This is a genomic window from Pseudomonas sp. GM78, from assembly GCF_000282475.1.
In the GTDB taxonomy this organism is placed as follows: Bacteria; Pseudomonadota; Gammaproteobacteria; order Pseudomonadales; family Pseudomonadaceae; genus Aquipseudomonas.
Genome location: NZ_AKJF01000021.1, coordinates 1 through 18,809, shown reverse-complemented (window position 1 = coordinate 18,809; position 18,809 = coordinate 1). Strand labels below are relative to the sequence as shown.

Sequence of the window (18,809 nt, the reverse complement as noted above, 5' to 3'; positions counted from 1 at the left end):
TGCTAGTTTTCATTACAGATTCAGCTACTCATGAAAAAACCGTATCAGGGTTAAATGCACACAGCTTGACTCGATGCAGATCTGATCCGCATAAATGACTTTTCCCTGAGTCTGTTTTGAATTTGCCAATGTTTTTACAGTTGCCCGCCATTGCAACCGTGGAAGCATTGATCATGAGCACAACAACTACCGGACAGGCCTATAACTACAAGGTCGTGCGCCAATTCATCGTGGCAACCGTGATCTGGGGCGTCGTGGGGATGGCGATGGGCGTGTGGATCGCCTCGCAGCTGGTGTGGCCGCAGTTGAACCTGGACCTGCCCTGGACCACGTTCGGGCGCTTGCGCCCGTTGCACACCAGCCTGGTGATTTTCGGTTTCGCTGGCAGCGCGCAATTCGCCGCCAGCTACTATGCGGTGCAGCGAACCTGCCAGGTGCGACTGTTCTCGGACAAACTCGCCGCCTTCACGTTCTGGGGCTGGCAATCGGTCATCGTGGTGATGCTCATCACGTTGCCGCTGGGCTACACCACCACCAAGGAATACGCCGAAATCGAGTTCTCCGGCGCGGTGTGGATGACCCTGGTCTGGGTCGCCTACGCCATCGTGTTCTTCACCACCGTGGTGCAGCGCAAGACCCGGCACATCTATGTCGGCAACTGGTTCTTCGGTGCGTTCATCGTGGTGATCGCGATGCTGCACGTGGTCAATCACCTGGCGATTCCAGTGGACTGGTTCAAGTCCTATCCGGTGTATTCGGGGGCGACCGACGCTATGGTGCAGTGGTGGTACGGGCACAACGCCGTGGGCTTTTTCCTGACCACCGGTTTCCTCGGGATGATGTATTACTTCGTGCCCAAACAAGCGGGCCGGCCGGTGTATTCCTATCGTTTGTCGATCGTGCATTTCTGGGCGCTGATCACCCTCTACATCTGGGCCGGCCCCCACCACTTGCACTACACCGCCTTGCCGGACTGGGCGCAGTCGCTGGGCATGGCCATGTCGCTGATCCTGTTGGCGCCGAGCTGGGGCGGGATGATCAACGGCATGATGACGCTTTCGGGCGCCTGGCATAAGTTGCGCACCGACCCGATCCTGCGCTTTCTCGTGCTGTCCCTGGCGTTCTACGGCATGTCGACCTTCGAAGGGCCGATGATGGCGATCAAGACGGTCAACGCCCTCTCCCACTACACCGACTGGACCATCGGCCACGTCCACGCCGGCGCCCTCGGCTGGGTGGCGATGATCACCTTCGGCGCGACTTACCACATGGTGCCGAAGGTCTTCGGTCGCGCACAAATGCACAGCGTAGGCCTGATGAACCTGCACTTCTGGTTGGCGACCATCGGCACCGTGCTGTACATCGCCTCGATGTGGGTCAACGGCATCACCCAGGGCCTGATGTGGCGTGCGATCAACGATGACGGCACGCTGACCTATTCCTTCGTCGAAACCTTGCAGGCCAGCCATCCGGGGTTCGTGGTGCGCTTTGCCGGTGGCGTGCTGTTTCTCACTGGCATGCTGGTGATGGCTTACAACGTGTGGCGGACGGTGCGGGTGTCCGACGTGGCGCTGGCGGAATGCGAGGCGCAGATAGCCTGATGACTGAATTCGTGTTGAATAGCCTGGGGGTGGTGTTCCTGTGGTTCGCCATCGAAAACTGCCTGCGCCACCAGACCGCCGAAAGTCTGGACGATGCCAGCCTGATGCCGTTTGCCGATGACCCTGAGGTCGCCCGGCGGGTCGAAGCCGCTACTGGCAAGCGCATACATGCTGTCGCGCCAGAAGAGCCCGCAAAGGGTTGGGGGAATATCGAGATTTGAGGCGATGCTTAGAGTGCCATCGCTGGCTTCCCAGCGATGGCGGTCTCGGATCAAGCGCGTTCGCGCGGAATCAAACTCTGCAACTGCTGCGCCAGAAAATCCGCCTCGAAGACAAAGGTATCCGGGTCTTTAAGACCGTTGGTCTTGCGCCACTGCCAGCCATTGGACGGCGGCATACACACCAGCGAAACACTGCCATAGCGGGCCGCGGTAAAGCCCATGACCGCCAGGGAAATCTGCCCACCGGCCCCCATCACATCCGGCACGAACTCCACCGGTTTGCCGGCGATCAGGATGCTCAGCTTTTCAGTCTTGAAGGTGGAGGTTTCCACCGGAACACTCGGCCCGGACGCGACATACGCTTCGCGGCTCACCTCCAGCAGATTCGGCGCCAGAACCGGCTCCAGCCACTGCTGGATTTGGTCAAATAGCTCACCAATGCGCCTGGCCCACTCGGCCGATTGCGTCTCGAACAGCTGCTTTTTGTGCGCTTCGCTTTCTGCGTAATGACGAAGCATCTCGCCCAGTTGCCGTACGTCGTCCATTGCGGTGTTCCCTTGATTGAAGCGGTGTTGCGGACGTTCAGCATGGCAGATGCGCGCCGCCCGCGTACGACTAAAAGCGCGAGCGGTATGGATCAATCGCTATTGGGCATGCGTCGCAAACGCGCCATGCTCAAGGTATCGACGTAGCCGCCATCACGCACCGCATAGTCGCGAAACAGCCCTTCGGTCTCGAAGCCGAACTTGCGGTACAGGCCGATGGCGGCTTCGTTGTCGGCATACACGCTCAGTTCGACCCGCCGCAGGTTCATCCAGTTGTCGGCAATATCCAGCGCCGCTGCCAGCAGTTGCGAACCCACGCCCTTGCCCTGCCAGGCTGGCGCCACGCCCATGCCAAAACTGCCGGCATGACTGCGTCGGATACGTGAAAACTGTTCAAGGCCAAGCTCGCCGACCACGACGCCCTGATGCAACGCGACCAGTTTGACCGAGCGTACGTTGTCCGCTTCCAGGCGTTTGCGCCAGGCTTCGACGGACTGATATGGCATTTGCAACACTTGACGGGTGACCGCAGGGTCGTTGTAGAGCGCGGTAACGCCGACGAGGTGGGATTCGTCGAAGCGTTCGAGGGTGATGACAGCGTCGGTAGCGCTCATGGGTGATTCATCCTTGATACAGACATGGCCGCCCACTCTACAACGCATTCTTCAAACATGGCGAGAACCAATGTGGGAGCGAGCCTGCTCGCGATGGCGATGTATCAGTCGCTATTAATGTTGGCGGACCCACCGCTATCGCGAGCAGGCTCGCTCCCACATTTTTTGAGCTGTGCTCAGCTCTCGAACCAGTCCCGACGCTCACTGAAAGTGTTCTGGATCAACTCGACAATCATCTGCACCTGCGCCTCGCCCTCTGACTCGGCATTCACCGCCAGCCACACCTGGCGCTGCATCGGCGGCTGGAACAACCCCGGCAAACCGATCAAGCCACGGTCAAAGTGGCTCATGTAGCCGGGCAGCAGGCCGATGCAGGCGCTGCAACGGATCATCTCCAGCATCAGTGGATAGGAATGCGACTGCACGATCCCGGCCGGGCGCTGGTCGACCAGGTCGTTCCAGGGCCGAAAGCTGTCGATCTGCCGATCATGCTGCCACTGCACCAGCATGAAGTCGGCCAGGTCATCGAGGCTGTCGGGTCGCGAGGCGACCCGTGAATAGCGCTTGGCGATGTGCGGAACGTAGTCGAATTGCGCCAGGCATTGCGGCTCGCTGACGGCAAAACTCGGGCCCGGCAGCGGCGAGTCGGTACCCGCCAGCCAAACCACGACGTCGGCACTGACCGCCTGCAGGGACAATTCGCTGTCGAGGGTAATGATGTCCAGGCGTGCACTGGCATTGCGTCGCAACAACGCCACCAGATCACGACCGAGGATGTCGTGCAGGATCGTCTCGGCGACAGCCAGGCGCACAATGGGTTGCTCGATCACCGGCAGGTCGCGTTCATGCGCCAACGCGGTCAGCTGCTTGTGCAGTTGCAGGCCGTCACGACTGAGCACCAGCCCGTTCTCCGAAGGGCTGAACAGTGAACACTGCAACTGCTTTTCCAGCTGCGCCAATTGCTTGCGCAGCCGGGTTGCCTTGATGTTGAGACGGCGGGCTGCCTGCATGAAGCAGCCGCAACGGGCGATCACGCTGAAGCACTGCGCCTGCAGTGGATCGATCTGCGCCGCGCGGGTGCGCCAGGACGTGGTTTTATCGAGAGGTGTGGGGTATTGCGCTACAGGCTGAACGCCCCGGGTTTCCATGAATGACATCGATGACTCCCTGTCGATCTTTCACTGGGAGTTCCATCCTGCGCAATCTGCATGAACGACGTATGACAGCCGCTCAGGCGCTAGGCGCCTGGCGAAAACTCACGGCCAGTCGATTCCAGCTGTTGATGGTGGTGACCGCGATGGTCAGGTCCACCAGTTCACCCTCGCTGAACTGCTCTCGGGCTTGCTCGTAGACAGCGTCCGGCACGTGGTCCTGCGAAAGCAGTGTCACCGCTTCGGTCCAGGCCAGGGCGGCGCGCTCGCGCGGGTTGAAAAAGTTGCTGTCGCGCCAGACCACGATGGAGTACAGGCGGCGGTCGGTCTCGCCCAGGCGCCGGGCGTCCACCGAGTGCATGTCGGTGCAGAACGCACAGCCGTTGAGCTGCGAAGCGCGGATCTTGATCAAGTGCAGCAGCGCCGGCTCGATGCTCAGGCTGCTGGTCAGGGCTTCCATGGCGATCATCGCTTTCATCGCCTTGGGCGAGGCACTGTAGTAATCCAGGCGGGGGTTCATGGTGCGACCTCATAGGACGATGATTTGCCGCCAAGGTAGCCGTTGTTAATGCTGCGTTACATATCCAATTGCGCGAAATTTCAGTGGTCCACCGGGCCCCAGACCAATTGGCGGTTTTTGCGCCACACAACTACTGCATAAACGCCAGTTGAGGTTAATCTGGCACTGCACACGCGCCTCAATTGCCATGGAGCCTTGCCGGTATGGAACTACACGTTGTCATTAACGGACGCAAGGACCTGGCGGGCCAGTTGTATACGCAACTGCGCAGCGCTATCGAATCGGGACGCCTGGCCGCCGGGACGCAACTGCCACCCAGTCGCCTGCTGGCCGAGCAACTGGGCATTTCGCGCAAGACCATTTCCGATACCTATGCCCAGCTGACCTATGAAAACTTCCTCACCGGGGTGATCGGCAAAGGCACCTACGTCAACGCCCGGGTCTCGAAAATCGAGCGCAAGCAGAGCCATTCGGAGCTCGCCGGGTGCGAGGTGATCGAATCCTGGCGCAACCTGCCGGTATTTTTGCGTCATCCGACGCTGGAAGGCTCGCTGCGCTACGACTTCATTGGCGGCGCCACCAGCAAGGGCCAGTTTCCCCAGGACGATTGGCGACGCTGCACGTCCCACGCCTTGCGCCAGATCGCCGGGTCCAAGGGTTTCTACAGCCTGCCCGAAGGCCTGCCGGCGCTGCGCAATGCCATCGCCCAGCACATCGCCTTTTCTCGCGGGGTCAATTGCCAGGATGAGGACGTGGTGGTGTGCAATGGCGCGCAGCAGGCGCTGGATCTGATTGCCCGGGTGCTGATACGAGCGGGCAGCATCGTCGCCATGGAAGACCCCGGTTATCCGCCGGCGCGCCTGCTGTTCGGCACCCATGGCGCCACGGTGATTGGCGTGCCGGTGGACGCCGAAGGCATTGTGGTGGAGAAAATCCCCCTCGGAACGCGGCTGATCTATGTCACCCCCTCGCACCAGTTCCCGCTGGGCATGCCCATGAGCCAGGAGCGCCGGGCCGCGCTGCTGGCACGCGCCCATGAACTGGGGGCGATCATCATCGAGGACGACTACGACAGCGAGTTTCGCTACGAAGGCCGCCCCACGGACTCGCTGCAAAGCATGGACGAGCGCGGGATCGTTGCCTATGTCGGGACCTTCTCGAAAACCCTTTTACCAGAGCTGCGCCTGGGTTACGCGATCCTGCCGCCGGCGATTCTCGAGGCGGTGGTGCGCGCCAAGCAGCTCACCGACCTGCACACCTCCACCCTGCCCCAATGGGCGCTGGCCAAATTCATCGCCGAAGGCTGCCTGCTCAAGCACATTCGTCGCTGCCATACGATCTACGCAGGCAGGCGCGAGCGGATCCTGGCGCGCATGGCCGGTGATCTCGCGCCCTGGCTTGAAGCGGTGCCGACCACAGCGGGTTTTCACATGGTGGTGTTGTGCAAGGTCGCGATCGACGTGCCATTGGTGATCGAGCTGGCAAAAAAAGTAGAAGTCGGACTTTATGCCATCGACAGTTTTTTCTACCAGCAAGCGCCCCAGGCGGGGTTTTTCCTCGGTTTTGGCGCCATCGAGACCCTGGACATCGACATCGCCCTGGATCGTTTCCGGGACATTTTGCAGCAAGTTGCCTGACGGATTGGTCTGCGTTTTTATCCGGCGATTGGCTATTGGTGGTCCGCAGGTGCAGGCCTATCCTGCATAGGCGTTATCCCTCAATGAGGAGTGTGAGCCAATGTCCTACAAAGTGATCAATACCGTACAGGTTCAGGCCGCCGCCGGCCGCTCGGAAGATCTGGGCAAGCAATTGCAAAAAATTGTCGACACCCTGCGCGAACTACCGGGCTGTGAATCCTATATGGTCGACCGCTGCCCTGAGGACAGTAATCGCTGGACTGTCAGCGCCCACTGGCAATCGGAATCGGCGATGCAATCGCATTTCAACAGTCCCCAAGTGCAAGGCTTCATCGACCTGATCGATTGCCAGCTGGCCAACGCCGTCGACTTCAACAGCTTTCCGATCAGATAGACACGGTTAAAGATCGCAGTCCTTGGTCGCGTTTGCAGAGTATGGGTACCTCTGCAAACGTTCCGGGGACTGCGATCTTTTTCATTCCAGCGCCTTCCACCGCCGCACATTGGTCCCCTGGCCTTCGCGAGAATTGGCTGTTTGTTTATCCCCTCTGGCGCAATAGATTGATCCCTGACAACCAACCATTGCAGGTGATGAACCATGAACCTTTTGCGCTGCTCTCTCGCTGCCCTTGCCTTGACCGTTTGCGCTTCGGCGTTTGCCCATGAGGCCGGTGACCCTTCAGAAAAGGTCACGGTGTTGCAGGACCAGATGCTGAAAAACGCCCCGGGCAAAAAAGCCTTGATGATTGAGGTCGACTACAAGCCAGGCCAGGCGTCCATCGCGCACAAACATGACGGCACCGCCATGGCCTATGTGCTTTCGGGATCGATCACTTCCCAGGTGAAGGGCGAAAAAGAGGTCACGTACAAGGCCGGTGAGTATTGGTACGAACCTGCAGGCTCGGAACATCTTGTCTCGAAAAATGCCAGCAAAACAAAACCAGCCAAGCTGTTGGTATTCATGGTGTTGTCGCCGGACGAGAAAGTGTTGGTCCCCTTGCAAAACTGATGGTTAAACCCACAGCCATAAATAAAAACGCCCAAACTCATGATTCGGGCGTTTTTATATCCTCAGGCAATTAACCACCCTTACTTAAACCGAACAAAACTATTGGCCACTGTATAACTTCACGGATTGGCTATTTCATTAATCAGCGCACGGTTTAGTCTGGAGTCACTGCCGCCCCCATGCGGCAACTGTAACTTTCCGACCGAAGTTGTTTCACTGGAGAAACACCATGAAACTTGCGTTTGTCAGTACATTGACCATGAGCATTCTAATCACCGGATGCTCGATTCCCACGGCGCCTTCAGCGGTGACACCGCTCGACGGTATCTTCACGCAACCGGTAGGTCGCAGCAGCGCAACCAGCATCCCCAACGGCAGCGATGTAACGCTTGGCATCGTCTACAGCCGCAATACCCAGGCCAACCGTGCCTACCTGCAAGACTACCAGGCCAATGCCGGCACCGGTTTCGGCCAGAGCCTGCTGGTGCAGTCGATCCATGACGCCTATGTGGCGACGTCAAAACCGGATCTGGCGGTGGACTGGGTCAAGGCCTCCCTGCAACGGCAATTTGGTTCGGTCACGGTGTACCCGGACATGCAGAGCCTGCAGGCGGCAAAACCGGATGTGGTCGCCGTCGTCGACAGCCGCAGCCAACTGATCACCTCGCGCAGTTCGGACGTCGAAGCGAATGTCAGTGTGGACTTCTATGATAAGAACCTGAGTTATATTGGCACTGCAAAAGGGCATGACGCGAAGGCGCTAAGTCCGGTTTGGGCGGACTTTAAACGCAGCGAAGAGATTGTCGCCGACATTAACGAGCAACAGAATGTGCAAGTAAGGGCACTGCAGAAGTTTGACCAGTCGCTCAATAATTTGTTGTCCAAGCCGACAGATAAAGTGTCGATGCTTGACGATAACAAGGGTCAGAAGTTGTATTGACTGAAAAGGCCTCTTCGCGGGCAAGTCCGCTCCCACAGTGGATCGCTTTTTTTTGGAAATACTCGCTCACCTGTGGGAGCGGGCTTGCCCGCGAAGAGGCCGGAACAGGCGCTACAAAAATAATCGGCGAAAAAAAAAAACCCGCATCTCTCGATGCGGGGCTTTTTCATTCAGCGCCTGATCAGGCCGCCGGTTCCAGCTCGGCGCTGGCGTTGGCAGTGACAGGCACCACCGCTTGCCCGCTCAACGCCAGGTCCAGCAACTCGCGGTTGGCTACCGCGTACATGGCGTAGTCCGTACCGCTGGCGGCACGAATTTCCACCAGCATGGCGCGCCAGCGCCCGATCATGCTTTCGTGCTGCGCCATCCACGACGCCAGGCGTGTTTCCACGTCCTGGGTGCCGTTGCCCTCTTGCAGGACCGAGATGGTGATCGCACGTTGCTGCCAGTCGACGTCATCGCGGAACGCTTCACGGGCCAAGGCCTGCCAGTTGTTTTCCACCGGCAGGGCACTGATCTGTTGCAGGTACCAGGTGATGTCCAGCGCACTGCCCACGGCGAAGTAGGCCTTGGCCACGTCCGCAGGGTCCTGGCCGGTCACGTCGGAGGCCTCGATGATCGGCAGCAGGGTGTACAGGTGCGTGGTGCCAGCCACCATGCGCGCCAGTAACTCCGGCACACCGGCTGCGACGTACGCCTGATAACGGGTCTGCCAGGTTTCGCGGATCTCGCCACTGAGCAGCTCGTCGAGCTTGAGGCCCAATGCCGCCAGGTGCGGACCGAAATGCGCGACGTCACGGGCAGCGTTCTGCTCGTTACGACGGGCACGCAGGAACCAGCGCGTGGCACGACGACCCAAACGCATCAGCTCGTCCATCAGCTCCAGTTGCACGTCGGCGGAAACCTTGTAGTCCAGGTTTTCGATCTGACGGAACCAGTGCGGGAGATGGAAAATGTCACGCACGATTACGTAAGCGCCAGCCACGTTCGCCGGGCTCATGCCGGTCGACTCCTTGAGTCGCTGAACGAAGGTGATGCCCATGTGGTTGACCAGGTCGTTGGCGATCTGGGTGCTGACGATTTCGCGCTTCAGGCGGTGACGGCGCATGGCTTCGGAAAACTTGTTCACCAGGGTCGGCGGGAAAGCGGTTTCCATGTCGCGGGTCAGGTAGTCGTCGTCCGGCACCAGGGAGCCCAGCAGCTGCTCCTTGAGGTCGATCTTGCTGTAGGAGATCAGCACCGACAGCTCGGCACGGGTCAGGCCATGGCCCGCCGCGACGCGCTCGTTGAGCTGGTCTTCAGCCGGCAGGAACTCGATGGCGCGATCCAGCTTGCCCCGACCTTCCAGATCGTTCATCAGGCGCTTGTATTCGGCAATCCGCGGCAAGGCACGACGGGCTGCCAGGGACAGTGCCTGGGTCTGCTTGTAGTTGTTGCCCAACACCAGACCACCGACTTCGTCGGTCATGCTCGCCAGCAACTGGTTGCGTTGCTTGTCGGTCATGTCGCCGGCCTGAACCACTTCGTTCAGCAGGATCTTGATGTTCACTTCGTGGTCGGAGCAATCCACGCCACCGGCGTTGTCGATGAAGTCGGTGTTGGAACCGCCGCCATTGAGGCCGAATTCCACACGACCCAGCTGGGTCATGCCGAGGTTACCGCCCTCGCCCACCACTTTGCAGCGCAGTTCGTTGCCGTTCACGCGCAGTGCGTCGTTGGCCTTGTCGCCGACATCGGCGTGGCTTTCGCTGCTGGCCTTGACGTAAGTACCGATACCGCCGTTCCACAACAGGTCCACCGGCGCCTTGAGCAAGGCGTTCAGCAGTTCGGTCGGGGTCAGCTTGTCGGCCTGGATGTCGAAGCGTTCCTGCATCTGCGGGGAAATCGCGATGCTCTTGGCGCTACGGGAGAAGATACCGCCGCCTTCGGACATGATGCTGGTGTCGTAGTCCGACCAGGCCGAACGTGGCAGGTCGAACAGGCGCTGACGCTCGGCGAAGCTGGTCGCCGGGTTCGGGTTCGGGTCAATGAAGATGTGCAGGTGGTTGAACGCTGCGACCAGTTGCAGCTTGTCGGACATCAACAAGCCGTTACCGAACACGTCACCGGCCATGTCGCCGACACCGACCACGGTGATGCTGTCTTCCTGGACATTGATTCCGCGCTCGCGGAAGTGGCGCTGTACGCCGACCCACGCGCCCTTGGCGGTGATGCCCATTTTCTTGTGGTCGTAACCGGCCGAACCACCGGACGCAAACGCGTCACCCAGCCAGAAGCCGTAGTCGATGGCGATGCCGTTGGCGATGTCGGAGAAGGTCGCGGTGCCCTTGTCCGCAGCAACTACCAGGTACGGGTCATCATCGTCATGACGCACGACGTTGGCCGGTGGCACCAGCGCGCCGTCCTTGAGGTTGTCGGTGATGTCCAACAGGCCGGAAATGAAGATGCGGTAGCAGGCGATGCCCTCGGCCGCGATCTCGTCCCGGCTGCCGCCCAGTGGCAGGCGACGCGGCAGGAAGCCGCCCTTGGCGCCCACCGGCACGATCACCGAGTTCTTCACTTGCTGGGCTTTTACCAGGCCCAGGACTTCGGTACGGAAGTCTTCTTCACGGTCCGACCAGCGCAGGCCACCACGGGCAACGTTGCCGAAACGCAGGTGCACGCCTTCGACGCGCGGCGAGTAAACGAAGATTTCGAACTTCGGCACCGGCTTCGGCAGTTCAGGAATCAGGTGCGGGTTGAACTTGAAGCTGAAGTACGACTTGTTATGGCCGTTGGCGTCGGTCTGGTAGAAGTTGGTACGCAGGGTGGCCTTGATCAGGTCCAGGTAGCGACGCAGGATGCGGTCTTCGTTCAGTACCTGAACGTCGTCCAGTGCAGTCAGAATCGCATGTTCCAGACGTTGCTCCAGATCGTCGCTGCTGAGCTTGCGCGCCAGGTAGAAACGGGTCTTGAACAACCGGGTCAACTCGCGGGCGATGTCGGTGTGGTTGTTCAGGGTGCTGGCGATGTAGCCCAGGTCGAAGCCCAGGCGAATCTGCTTGAGGTAACGGGCGTACGCACGCAGCAGCGCCACGTCGCGCCATGGCAGGCCGGCGGTCAGTACCAGGCGGTTAAATGCATCGTTTTCGGCATCGCCGCGCACGATGTGGACGAACGCGTCCTGCAGGGTGTCGTTGAGTTGCTGGATGTCCAGGTCCAGGCCTTCGGCGGCGGTGAAGGCGAAGTCGTGAATCCAGAACTCGCGACCACTGTTGTGGCGCAGGCGGTACGGGAACTCACCGAGCACGCGCAGGCCGAGGTTTTCCAGGATCGGCAGGACGTCGGACAGGGCCAACGGGGTATCGGCGTGGTACAGCTTGCAATGCAACTCACGCTGGCCGACCTGGCCCAGCGGCTGGTAGAAGCTCATCACCAGCGGATTTTTTTCGTTGAGGTTCAGCAGGTGCTGCATGTCGACCACCGCCGAATGCGCTGCGAAACGCTCGCGGTAACCGGCCGGGAAGCCTTTCGGGAAGTCGGCCAGCACGTTGGTGCCATGGGCTTCGCCGAAGGTTTCGACGGTCAGGGCCGAGTAATCGTCCTGCCAGCTGCGGCACGCCTGGATCACTTCGTTTTCCAGTTGCTGCGGGTCGATGTCGATGCGGTTTTTCGGGTCGACGCGCAAAATAAGCTGCACGCGGGCCAGCACGGACTCGGAGAAGAACGTCCAGAACTCGCAATCCGAGGCCTTGAGGCGATCCATCAGCACTTGCTGGATCTTCTGCCGCACTTCGGTGGAGTAAATATCACGCGGCACGTAGGCCAGGCAGTAGCAGAAGCGACCGTACGGATCCTTGCGCAGGAACACGCGGATCTTGTTGCGTTCCTGGATCTGCACGATCGACATCACGGTGCTGAACAGCTCGTCCACCGGGGTCTGGAACAGATCGTCGCGCGGCAGCACTTCAAGCACCTGCGCCAGTTCCTTGCCCAGGTGAGCCTTGGCCTGGAAGCCCGAACGGCGTTCGATTTCCGCGACCTTGCGGCGGATGTACGGGATGACCCGCACGCTCTCGCCGTACACCGAGGAGGTATACAGGCCCATGAAGCGGCATTCCTTGATGACCTTGCCGTTGGCATCGATTTCACGGATCGACACGTAGTCCGGGTAAGCCGGGCGGTGTACACGGCTTGGGTGCGCGGCCTTGGCGAACGACAGCAGGGTCGGTTCGCGCAGGTAGTTCACGGCGTAGTCTTCGATGCGCAGGTCATCGTAGGTCAGGCCGGCGCGCAGCAGTTTGGTCAGGCCGAGGAAGGAGTCCTTGTCATAGACGATGTGGCCGCCATCGGCTTCATCGCTGACCACGAACTCTTCGTAGCCCAGGAAGGTGAAATGGTTGCCCACCAGCCATTCGAGGAAACCCTTGATTTCGCTCTTTTCGTCGGCATCGATGGCGAACTGGCTGTTGTCCAGGTGGGTGAGGATTTCCTGGACCTTGGCTTTCATCGGTTCGAAGTCGCTGACCGCGACGCGCACTTCACCCAGCACCTGCTCCAGTTCCCGGGTCAGCACATTCAGTTCGGCGGTGTTGGCGCAACGGTCGATTTCCAGGTACATCAACGACTCTTGCAGCACGTCGTCGCCCTGGGTGCCTTTAGGCAGGATTTCCAGCAACTCGCCCTTGCTGCCGCGACGCACGCTCAGCACGGTGGTTTGCAGGGTGTGGATGCTGTAGCCGCGACGGTTCAGCTCGGTACGCACCGAGTCCACCAGGAACGGCAGGTCGTGGTGCAGCACTTCGACCGCGGTGTGGGTCGACTGCCAGCCGTGGCGTTCGTAATCGGGGTTGTAGACGCGCACTTGCGGTTGCGCATGATCGAAGCGCTCAAGCAGGCGCCACGCAGAAAGGGTACAGCCAGCGAGGTCAGACAACCGACGTTGGGTCAGTTCATCCAGGGAAATGATGCCGAAGAATTGTTCAGCGAACAGCGCCACTTGTGGCAGTGCCTGTTCACTGATGTGCTGCGCCAGTGCCGCTTGCAGTTGGTGCTGGAAGTCGGCTTTGCTGGCTGCGGTGAAGAACGCCATCTGTGGTACTCCGCTTGGGCTTGTTATTGATGGAAGCGTCGCGTGCAAAACCCCTGTCAGGGGCTACCCGTCACCCTGTTCCTGATTCTCGGGCAGAGGAAACAGGGTGACAGGTGGGTGAAGCTAAACGAGACACTCGGGTCACATTCACCTTCCGTGAATGGGCATCTGCAAAAGCGACTGGGCTGCGGGCAACGCAATGCCTTTACGGGTGCTCATCCGTTGCGCAGCTTAACGAGTGCGGCAAGGCCCATGCTTGCGGTGCTGCGACATATTCGGTCAACGGTACGCTGCTCTGCAGGCGCACACTGAACAACACTAGCAGTCGGAGTCGATTTCGGGGCTGAGTGCACGTTTTTTGCAGGATATTCGTGCCAGCGCGATCGACCAGCACGCCTGCGCCACGCCTCAACCAGAAATTGACAGCATCCATGATCGCCGAACCGACCATGGACGCTATTGGGCGCGTTGAAAAAACCTTGACCAGTTCAGTCGATCAAGTCTTCGATCGCCTGAAATTTGCTCACTGTCGCGCAGTCGTAACAGAGCATTTGAATCGTCATCCGGTCCATGCTGGCATCGACGTTACTCGATTCACACTCGCGGCAGAACAGCTGCAGATGCCCGGTCAGGTCCGCCCCACAGGCATCGCCGGAAAAAAACCGTGGCACCAGTTCATCACGCCAGTAGAGGCCGGGAGACTTGGAAAAACCGGCCCCGCTGTCCTTCAGCACCACGTCGTACAGGATTCGATGCAAGGACGACTGCGGCACTCGCGAATCGCGATAGGCGGTTTTGCGCCAGTTTCGCGCCTTGGCATCCTGAGCCGTGCCCAACATGTTGCCCGGGATGGTGTTGCAAGCGTGGTTTCGGCCCTTGGAGTTGCCGGTGGCATAAAAATGCGCGGCATTCTTCACCGCCAATCGCGCAAAGTAGTAGACATGGCTCACCGAGAAGTCCTGCAGAAGCTGGCCGACAACGGTTTCGGAACGCCCTCGGGCACTGAACACAAAGCTCACTTCGCTGGCCAGTACCTGGATGTACTGAATCGACTCGTCCCGGGCCAGGCTCAACATCAAGGCATACAGCTCGCTTTTCCAGGACGGCTGAACACTGCCGGACAGTTCCTGATACAACGCCTGGTACAGGGCGTCGCGAGTGCTGCGTACGCCGGTTTCCAGCGCGACATTGGGTAGCCAGCTCACGCAGGAAAAGTCTTTGATCAGGTAGCCGGCCGCTCGATCGAAGGCCTTGATGTCGCCATCCAGATCGACGTTCAGCACGCCGGCATCGTACAGGTTCCTCACCAGCGCTTCACAGGCCTCATCGGTGGGCGCCAACGGTTCGCTGCGCAACCCGGCGTCGAGCGAGGCAATGCGCTCGGCGCCAGCGACATGGCCGTCGTCCAGCAAGGCGAGCAATGTCAGTTTCTGGACGAAACCCAGCGACGCATAAGGCACCGACGGACGTGACGTTGCGTAGCGTTTCTCCAGCTCGAGACGATCGCGTTGCGCCCGGGCGGCGATTTCCTGCTGGCGCAGCTTGTAGCACTCATTGCAAGTACAGGGCTTGTTTCGCCCATAGTGGCCGGGCTCATGGTGATAGTGCTCGCAACGTACGCACTTGAAATGGTTACGAATTGAGACAGGGGTACCCTTGGCGTGCCGGCGCACCCACATGGGCAGGTCGCAGTACGGGCAAGTCAGGTCCTTGCTGATAATCGGCGGCAATATTTTCAACAGACTGCGCACTTCAGGCGCAATGTTGAACTCGATTTTCAGATCGGCACTTTTTTCACCGTCCAGATACCGCTGGTACAGTTGCTCGATTTGTTCCTCGGACAGGTGCTTGATCTCATCCGCCCATTCGAAATACTGACTCATCGAAAGAGGTCCTTTTTTCATGATTGACTGCGCAATCCTTTGCGTCTGGGCGATCACGCTAAGGGATTGAATGACGCCAATACAAGTAAAAAACCGGTGGGCAGAGCGTTATTTTTGGCTCTTGCAAACGTCCTGCGACGGGCTCGGAAATTTCCTAGGGCATGTTAGGAAAAGTCTGTGAGAAGCACCTTTCACCATTCACAAAGTCGAATTTTATCGGCCTCTCGATACATCAGACTGATAATGGAAATCGGTTTTTTCCCGTCGCTCCAGCACCTGAGGCAGCAGAAATTCCCACGGGCTGGCAGAATTGCTTTTTTTGTCACGTTCATCACGCTCGCCGAGCCAGGAATTCCCCATGCAAATGACCACCGCCCTCTTGATCGTCAACCCGTGCGACGACGAGGAAGACAACATGGCCATGCTGTGCTGCCACAGCGAAAAGGGTGAGATGTTTCTCATGAGCCGTTACCCGGACGAGGACGAGCTGGAAATCACCCTGGATGGCGAGCCTTCGACCCTCGACGGCGTGAAAGTCACCTTAAGCCCTACCCTGGTGAAGATCGAAATCGCTGCCGCGGATGCCGATGCGTTGAATGGGGATGATGTGCTGGAGATCACCTTCAACCCGGACATGGTGGATCTGGCGGAAGTTGAGGAAACCCTGAAGAACATCCTTGACGGTACCGGCACCTTTATCAGCCAGATTTGAGGTGTTTGAGCGGCCCTCATCGCGAGCAGGCTCACTCCTACAATTGAGCGGCGTACACCGTCACTGTAGGAGTGAGCCTGCTCGCGATGGGGTCGGCACAGCCACCCAATCACTCCCCGCCAGCCAAATCCCACAATTTCCCCAATCATTTCCCGCACTTTGCACAAAATGCCGTTAGTCGCCGCCCCCCGCGATGGATTAAAGTAACGCCCCCAGCCCTGGCGTTATTCGAGCGTCTAGGTCACCCTTTCCAGGAACAGTCATCGATGGAACATCGTGAAGCGCTGCTCGCGCTGCGAACCTTTCTTTCAACGCAGATTCTCGGCCAGGAAAAACTCATCGAGCGCTTGCTCATCGCCCTGCTTGCCGACGGCCACATGCTGGTCGAGGGGGCTCCTGGCCTGGCCAAGACCAAGGCCATCAAAGAACTTGCCGAAGGCATCGAAGCGCAGTTCCATCGCATCCAGTTCACCCCCGACCTGTTGCCCGCCGACATCACCGGTACCGAGATCTATCGCCCGGAAACCGGCAGCTTCGTGTTCCAGCAAGGCCCGATCTTCCATAATCTGGTGCTGGCGGACGAAATCAACCGCGCCCCGGCAAAGGTCCAGTCGGCGCTGCTCGAAGCCATGGGTGAGCGTCAGGTCAGTGTCGGACGCAGCACCTATGAGCTTTCGCCATTGTTCCTGGTGATGGCCACGCAAAACCCGATCGAGCAGGAAGGCACCTACCCGCTACCGGAAGCGCAGCTGGACCGCTTCCTGATGCACGTGAAAATCGGTTTTCCGGACGCGGCCGTCGAACGCCGTATCCTGCAACAGGCCCGTGGCGAAGCCTTGAACGGCGAAACCAAGCCCGAGCGCCGGGTCAGCCAGCAGGCGATCTTCGCCGCACGCAAGGAGATTCTCGGGCTGTACATGGCCGACGCCGTGGAGGAATACCTGGTGCAACTGGTCATGGCCACGCGCAACCCGGCCAAGTTCGATCCGGAAATGGCCGAATGGATCGCCTACGGCGCCAGCCCCCGCGGTTCAATTGCCCTGGATCGTTGTGCGCGGGCCCACGCCTGGCTGGCCGGTCGCGACTTCGTCAGCCCCGAAGACATCCAGGCGGTACTGTTCGATGTGCTGCGCCACCGCATCATCCTGTCCTTTGAAGCCGAAGCCGCCGGTATCGACCAGGACCGGGTGGTCCAGCGGATTCTCGACGTCGTAGCTGTCGCTTGAGCCCGATGAACGCCCTCCTGCCGCCCCAACCGGGCATCCGTGTCACGCTCGCCGAGCTGATCGAGATGCGCCACCGCGTGCGCGAAGTGCAGCTGTTTTCCACGCCGAGCCAGCGCAGCCCGCTGATCGGCCTGCACCATTCCAAGCTGCGTGGCCGTGGGGTGGATTTCGATCAGGTGCGGGTCTACCAGGCCGGCGACGATGTGCGCAGCATCGACTGGCGCGTCACCGCCCGGACCCAGGAGCCCCACACCAAACTGTTCCACGAAGAGCGTGAGCGGCCGATTTTCATCATGGTCGAGCAAAGCCGTCGCCTGTTTTTCGGCTCGGGGCTGATGTTCAAGTCGGTGCTGGCCGCCCAGGCCGCGAGCCTGATTGGCTGGGCCGCCCTGGGGCATAACGACCGGGTTGGCGGCCTGGTGTTCGGCGACAACGAGCATTACGAAATCAAGCCAAGGCGCAGCAAACAGAGCCTGCTGCAGTTGCTCAACCGCCTGGTACGGGTCAACCAGTCGCTGCACACCGAAAGCGAGCCCGCTGGCGATGCGTTCGGCATTGCCTTGCGCCGCGCGCGCGAAGTGTTGCGCCCTGGCAGCCTGGTGATCGTGATCTGCGATGAACGTGCCTTGTCCGGCAACGCCGAACAACAGCTGAGCCTGTTGTCACGCCATTGCGACCTGTTGCTGCTGCCGGTGTCCGATCCACTGGACCATGCCCTGCCCGCCGCCGGACTGTTGCGCTTCGCCGAGCGTGGCGCACAACTGGAACTGGACACGCTCAACTTCGACCTGCGCCAGACCTATCGCGCCCAGGCCGAAGACCGCATCGCCCGCTGGGAGTTGCTCGCGCAGAAGCTGCGGGTGTTACTGATGCCGTTGAGCACGCAAAGTGAAATGGTCGAGCAACTGCGTGAGTACCTCAACCCACAGAAGCCGGGAAAAGGTCGATGAACGGTCTCGAGCAACTGCAGCCACTGATTTCCCCGCCCCCCGTAGCTTTCTGGCCGCCGGCACCGGGTTGGTGGTTGCTGCTGTTGTTGCTACCAGCCATTGGCTTCGGCCTGTGGAAACTGCGCCACCTGTGGCCTGGCAAGCCGCCGGAGGCACCCGTCGAACAACCCCTGGACCCGGTGCGCGTGGCCGCACTGGCGGAGCTGGCGCGCATGCCCAAACCTTACGACGGCGCGCCCGCCGGTGCCTGGCTGCAGCAGCTCAATGGCCTGCTCAAGCGTCTGTGCCGTAACCATTACCCCTACAGCCAGAGCCATACCCTCAATGGCCGCAAATGGCTGGCGTTTCTCGACAACCGTTGCCCCGCAGCGGGCCTGACCCGCTGGATGGTGCTGGTCGAAGGCGCCTACAAGCCCGAATGCAAGCTCGACGACAAGGCCATCGCCGGCTTGACCCAGGCCGTCGACACCTGGATTCGCAAACATGTTTGAGTTCGCCTGGCCGTGGATCTTCGCCCTGCTGCCGCTGCCCTGGTTGATGCGTGTGCTGTTGCCGGTGGCCGACAGTGGCGAACCGGCGCTCAAGGTCAGTTTCCTCAGTGACCTCGAAGGCCTGGCCCGGCGCCGCGCCCGCGCCAACCTGCCGGCCTGGCGCCAGCAGGCGCCGTTCCTGCTGCTCTGGTTGCTGTTGCTGAGCGCCGCTGCGCGCCCGCAATGGCTCGGCGAGCCA

16 protein-coding genes and 1 pseudogene are annotated in these 18,809 nt (G+C 60.1%); 11 read left to right on the top strand and 6 right to left on the bottom strand.

All coding sequences use genetic code 11. The features are described 5' to 3' along the window. Window positions 1-173 precede the first annotated feature (173 nt). Window positions 174-1,601, top strand: coding sequence for a cytochrome-c oxidase, cbb3-type subunit I (gene ccoN, locus PMI35_RS29185; protein WP_032831315.1), 1,428 nt, complete (start codon window positions 174-176; stop codon window positions 1,599-1,601). Then, window positions 1,601-1,822, top strand: a complete 222-nt coding sequence (locus PMI35_RS29190) for a hypothetical protein (protein ID WP_008055147.1) — start codon at window positions 1,601-1,603, stop codon at window positions 1,820-1,822. Before ccoN ends, PMI35_RS29190 begins: the two co-directional genes overlap by 1 nt. Before the next feature lie 50 nt (window positions 1,823-1,872). Here the strand turns inward: PMI35_RS29190 and PMI35_RS29195 are convergent, their stop codons facing one another. From PMI35_RS29195 to PMI35_RS29210, 4 genes are all read right to left on the bottom strand, one after another. Beyond that, window positions 1,873-2,367: a hypothetical protein gene (locus tag PMI35_RS29195; protein ID WP_008055146.1), complete on the bottom strand. Its 495-nt coding sequence runs from the start codon at window positions 2,365-2,367 to the stop codon at window positions 1,873-1,875. A 92-nt stretch (window positions 2,368-2,459) separates the two neighbouring features. Next, window positions 2,460-2,981: a GNAT family N-acetyltransferase gene (locus tag PMI35_RS29200; protein WP_008055145.1), complete on the bottom strand. Its 522-nt coding sequence runs from the start codon at window positions 2,979-2,981 to the stop codon at window positions 2,460-2,462. Between the two features lie 176 nt (window positions 2,982-3,157). Then, complete coding sequence (locus PMI35_RS29205; protein WP_008055144.1) at window positions 3,158-4,138, bottom strand: LysR family transcriptional regulator; 981 nt, start codon at window positions 4,136-4,138, stop codon at window positions 3,158-3,160. A gap of 73 nt (window positions 4,139-4,211) precedes the next feature. Beyond that, complete coding sequence (locus PMI35_RS29210; RefSeq protein WP_008055141.1) at window positions 4,212-4,652, bottom strand: carboxymuconolactone decarboxylase family protein; 441 nt, start codon at window positions 4,650-4,652, stop codon at window positions 4,212-4,214. A gap of 203 nt (window positions 4,653-4,855) precedes the next feature. On the opposite strand from PMI35_RS29210, the gene pdxR reads away from it, so the two are divergent. The 4 genes from pdxR (at window position 4,856) to PMI35_RS29230 (ending at window position 8,238) form a co-directional block, all read left to right on the top strand. Continuing rightward, the gene (gene pdxR, locus PMI35_RS29215) at window positions 4,856-6,289 is read left to right on the top strand and encodes a MocR-like pyridoxine biosynthesis transcription factor PdxR (protein ID WP_008055140.1); all 1,434 of its coding nucleotides are present in this window, start codon (window positions 4,856-4,858) and stop codon (window positions 6,287-6,289) included. A 100-nt stretch (window positions 6,290-6,389) separates the two neighbouring features. After that, window positions 6,390-6,683, top strand: a complete 294-nt coding sequence (locus PMI35_RS29220; protein ID WP_008055138.1) for an antibiotic biosynthesis monooxygenase family protein — start codon at window positions 6,390-6,392, stop codon at window positions 6,681-6,683. A gap of 204 nt (window positions 6,684-6,887) precedes the next feature. After that, the gene (locus PMI35_RS29225) at window positions 6,888-7,298 is read left to right on the top strand and encodes a cupin domain-containing protein (RefSeq protein ID WP_008055137.1); all 411 of its coding nucleotides are present in this window, start codon (window positions 6,888-6,890) and stop codon (window positions 7,296-7,298) included. 229 nt (window positions 7,299-7,527) lie between these two features. Continuing rightward, window positions 7,528-8,238, top strand: coding sequence for a hypothetical protein (locus tag PMI35_RS29230; protein ID WP_008055136.1), 711 nt, complete (start codon window positions 7,528-7,530; stop codon window positions 8,236-8,238). A 181-nt stretch (window positions 8,239-8,419) separates the two neighbouring features. On the opposite strand, the gene PMI35_RS29235 is transcribed toward PMI35_RS29230, so the two are convergent. Next, window positions 8,420-13,309, bottom strand: coding sequence for an NAD-glutamate dehydrogenase (locus PMI35_RS29235; RefSeq protein ID WP_008055135.1), 4,890 nt, complete (start codon window positions 13,307-13,309; stop codon window positions 8,420-8,422). A gap of 488 nt (window positions 13,310-13,797) precedes the next feature. After that, the gene (locus PMI35_RS29240) at window positions 13,798-15,192 is read right to left on the bottom strand and encodes a hypothetical protein (protein ID WP_008055134.1); all 1,395 of its coding nucleotides are present in this window, start codon (window positions 15,190-15,192) and stop codon (window positions 13,798-13,800) included. A gap of 358 nt (window positions 15,193-15,550) precedes the next feature. Between PMI35_RS29240 and PMI35_RS29245 the strand changes: the two genes are divergently transcribed. From PMI35_RS29245 to PMI35_RS29265, 5 genes and pseudogenes are all read left to right on the top strand, one after another. Beyond that, complete coding sequence (locus PMI35_RS29245) at window positions 15,551-15,904, top strand: hypothetical protein (protein ID WP_008055133.1); 354 nt, start codon at window positions 15,551-15,553, stop codon at window positions 15,902-15,904. A 266-nt stretch (window positions 15,905-16,170) separates the two neighbouring features. Beyond that, on the top strand, window positions 16,171-17,130 hold the full coding sequence (locus PMI35_RS29250; RefSeq protein ID WP_008055132.1) for an AAA family ATPase: 960 nt from the start codon (window positions 16,171-16,173) through the stop codon (window positions 17,128-17,130). Between the two features lie 5 nt (window positions 17,131-17,135). After that, entirely contained in the window at window positions 17,136-18,080 is a 945-nt protein-coding gene (locus PMI35_RS29255; RefSeq protein WP_008055131.1) for a DUF58 domain-containing protein, read from the top strand. Beyond that, window positions 18,077-18,571, top strand: a complete 495-nt coding sequence (locus PMI35_RS29260; protein ID WP_008055130.1) for a DUF4381 domain-containing protein — start codon at window positions 18,077-18,079, stop codon at window positions 18,569-18,571. Before PMI35_RS29255 ends, PMI35_RS29260 begins: the two co-directional genes overlap by 4 nt. Further along, window positions 18,564-18,809, top strand: a pseudogene (locus tag PMI35_RS29265) (BatB protein); the annotation flags it as partial. The gene PMI35_RS29260 and the pseudogene PMI35_RS29265, both read left to right, overlap by 8 nt.

What these genes read in the sequence shown, in the direction of transcription:
- PMI35_RS29260 (WP_008055130.1), top strand. Translation starts at nt 18,077, where the DNA reads ATGAACGGTCTCGAGCAACTGCAGCCACTGATTTCCCCGCCCCCCGTA.
- PMI35_RS29200 (WP_008055145.1), bottom strand. Translation starts at nt 2,981, where the DNA reads ATGAGCGCTACCGACGCTGTCATCACCCTCGAACGCTTCGACGAATCC.
- PMI35_RS29205 (WP_008055144.1), bottom strand. Translation starts at nt 4,138, where the DNA reads ATGTCATTCATGGAAACCCGGGGCGTTCAGCCTGTAGCGCAATACCCC.
- ccoN (WP_032831315.1), top strand. Translation starts at nt 174, where the DNA reads ATGAGCACAACAACTACCGGACAGGCCTATAACTACAAGGTCGTGCGC.
- PMI35_RS29250 (WP_008055132.1), top strand. Translation starts at nt 16,171, where the DNA reads ATGGAACATCGTGAAGCGCTGCTCGCGCTGCGAACCTTTCTTTCAACG.
- PMI35_RS29225 (WP_008055137.1), top strand. Translation starts at nt 6,888, where the DNA reads ATGAACCTTTTGCGCTGCTCTCTCGCTGCCCTTGCCTTGACCGTTTGC.
- PMI35_RS29240 (WP_008055134.1), bottom strand. Translation starts at nt 15,192, where the DNA reads ATGAGTCAGTATTTCGAATGGGCGGATGAGATCAAGCACCTGTCCGAG.
- PMI35_RS29235 (WP_008055135.1), bottom strand. Translation starts at nt 13,309, where the DNA reads ATGGCGTTCTTCACCGCAGCCAGCAAAGCCGACTTCCAGCACCAACTG.
- PMI35_RS29210 (WP_008055141.1), bottom strand. Translation starts at nt 4,652, where the DNA reads ATGAACCCCCGCCTGGATTACTACAGTGCCTCGCCCAAGGCGATGAAA.
- pdxR (WP_008055140.1), top strand. Translation starts at nt 4,856, where the DNA reads ATGGAACTACACGTTGTCATTAACGGACGCAAGGACCTGGCGGGCCAG.
- PMI35_RS29195 (WP_008055146.1), bottom strand. Translation starts at nt 2,367, where the DNA reads ATGGACGACGTACGGCAACTGGGCGAGATGCTTCGTCATTACGCAGAA.
- PMI35_RS29230 (WP_008055136.1), top strand. Translation starts at nt 7,528, where the DNA reads ATGAAACTTGCGTTTGTCAGTACATTGACCATGAGCATTCTAATCACC.
- PMI35_RS29245 (WP_008055133.1), top strand. Translation starts at nt 15,551, where the DNA reads ATGCAAATGACCACCGCCCTCTTGATCGTCAACCCGTGCGACGACGAG.
- PMI35_RS29190 (WP_008055147.1), top strand. Translation starts at nt 1,601, where the DNA reads ATGACTGAATTCGTGTTGAATAGCCTGGGGGTGGTGTTCCTGTGGTTC.
- PMI35_RS29220 (WP_008055138.1), top strand. Translation starts at nt 6,390, where the DNA reads ATGTCCTACAAAGTGATCAATACCGTACAGGTTCAGGCCGCCGCCGGC.
- PMI35_RS29255 (WP_008055131.1), top strand. Translation starts at nt 17,136, where the DNA reads ATGAACGCCCTCCTGCCGCCCCAACCGGGCATCCGTGTCACGCTCGCC.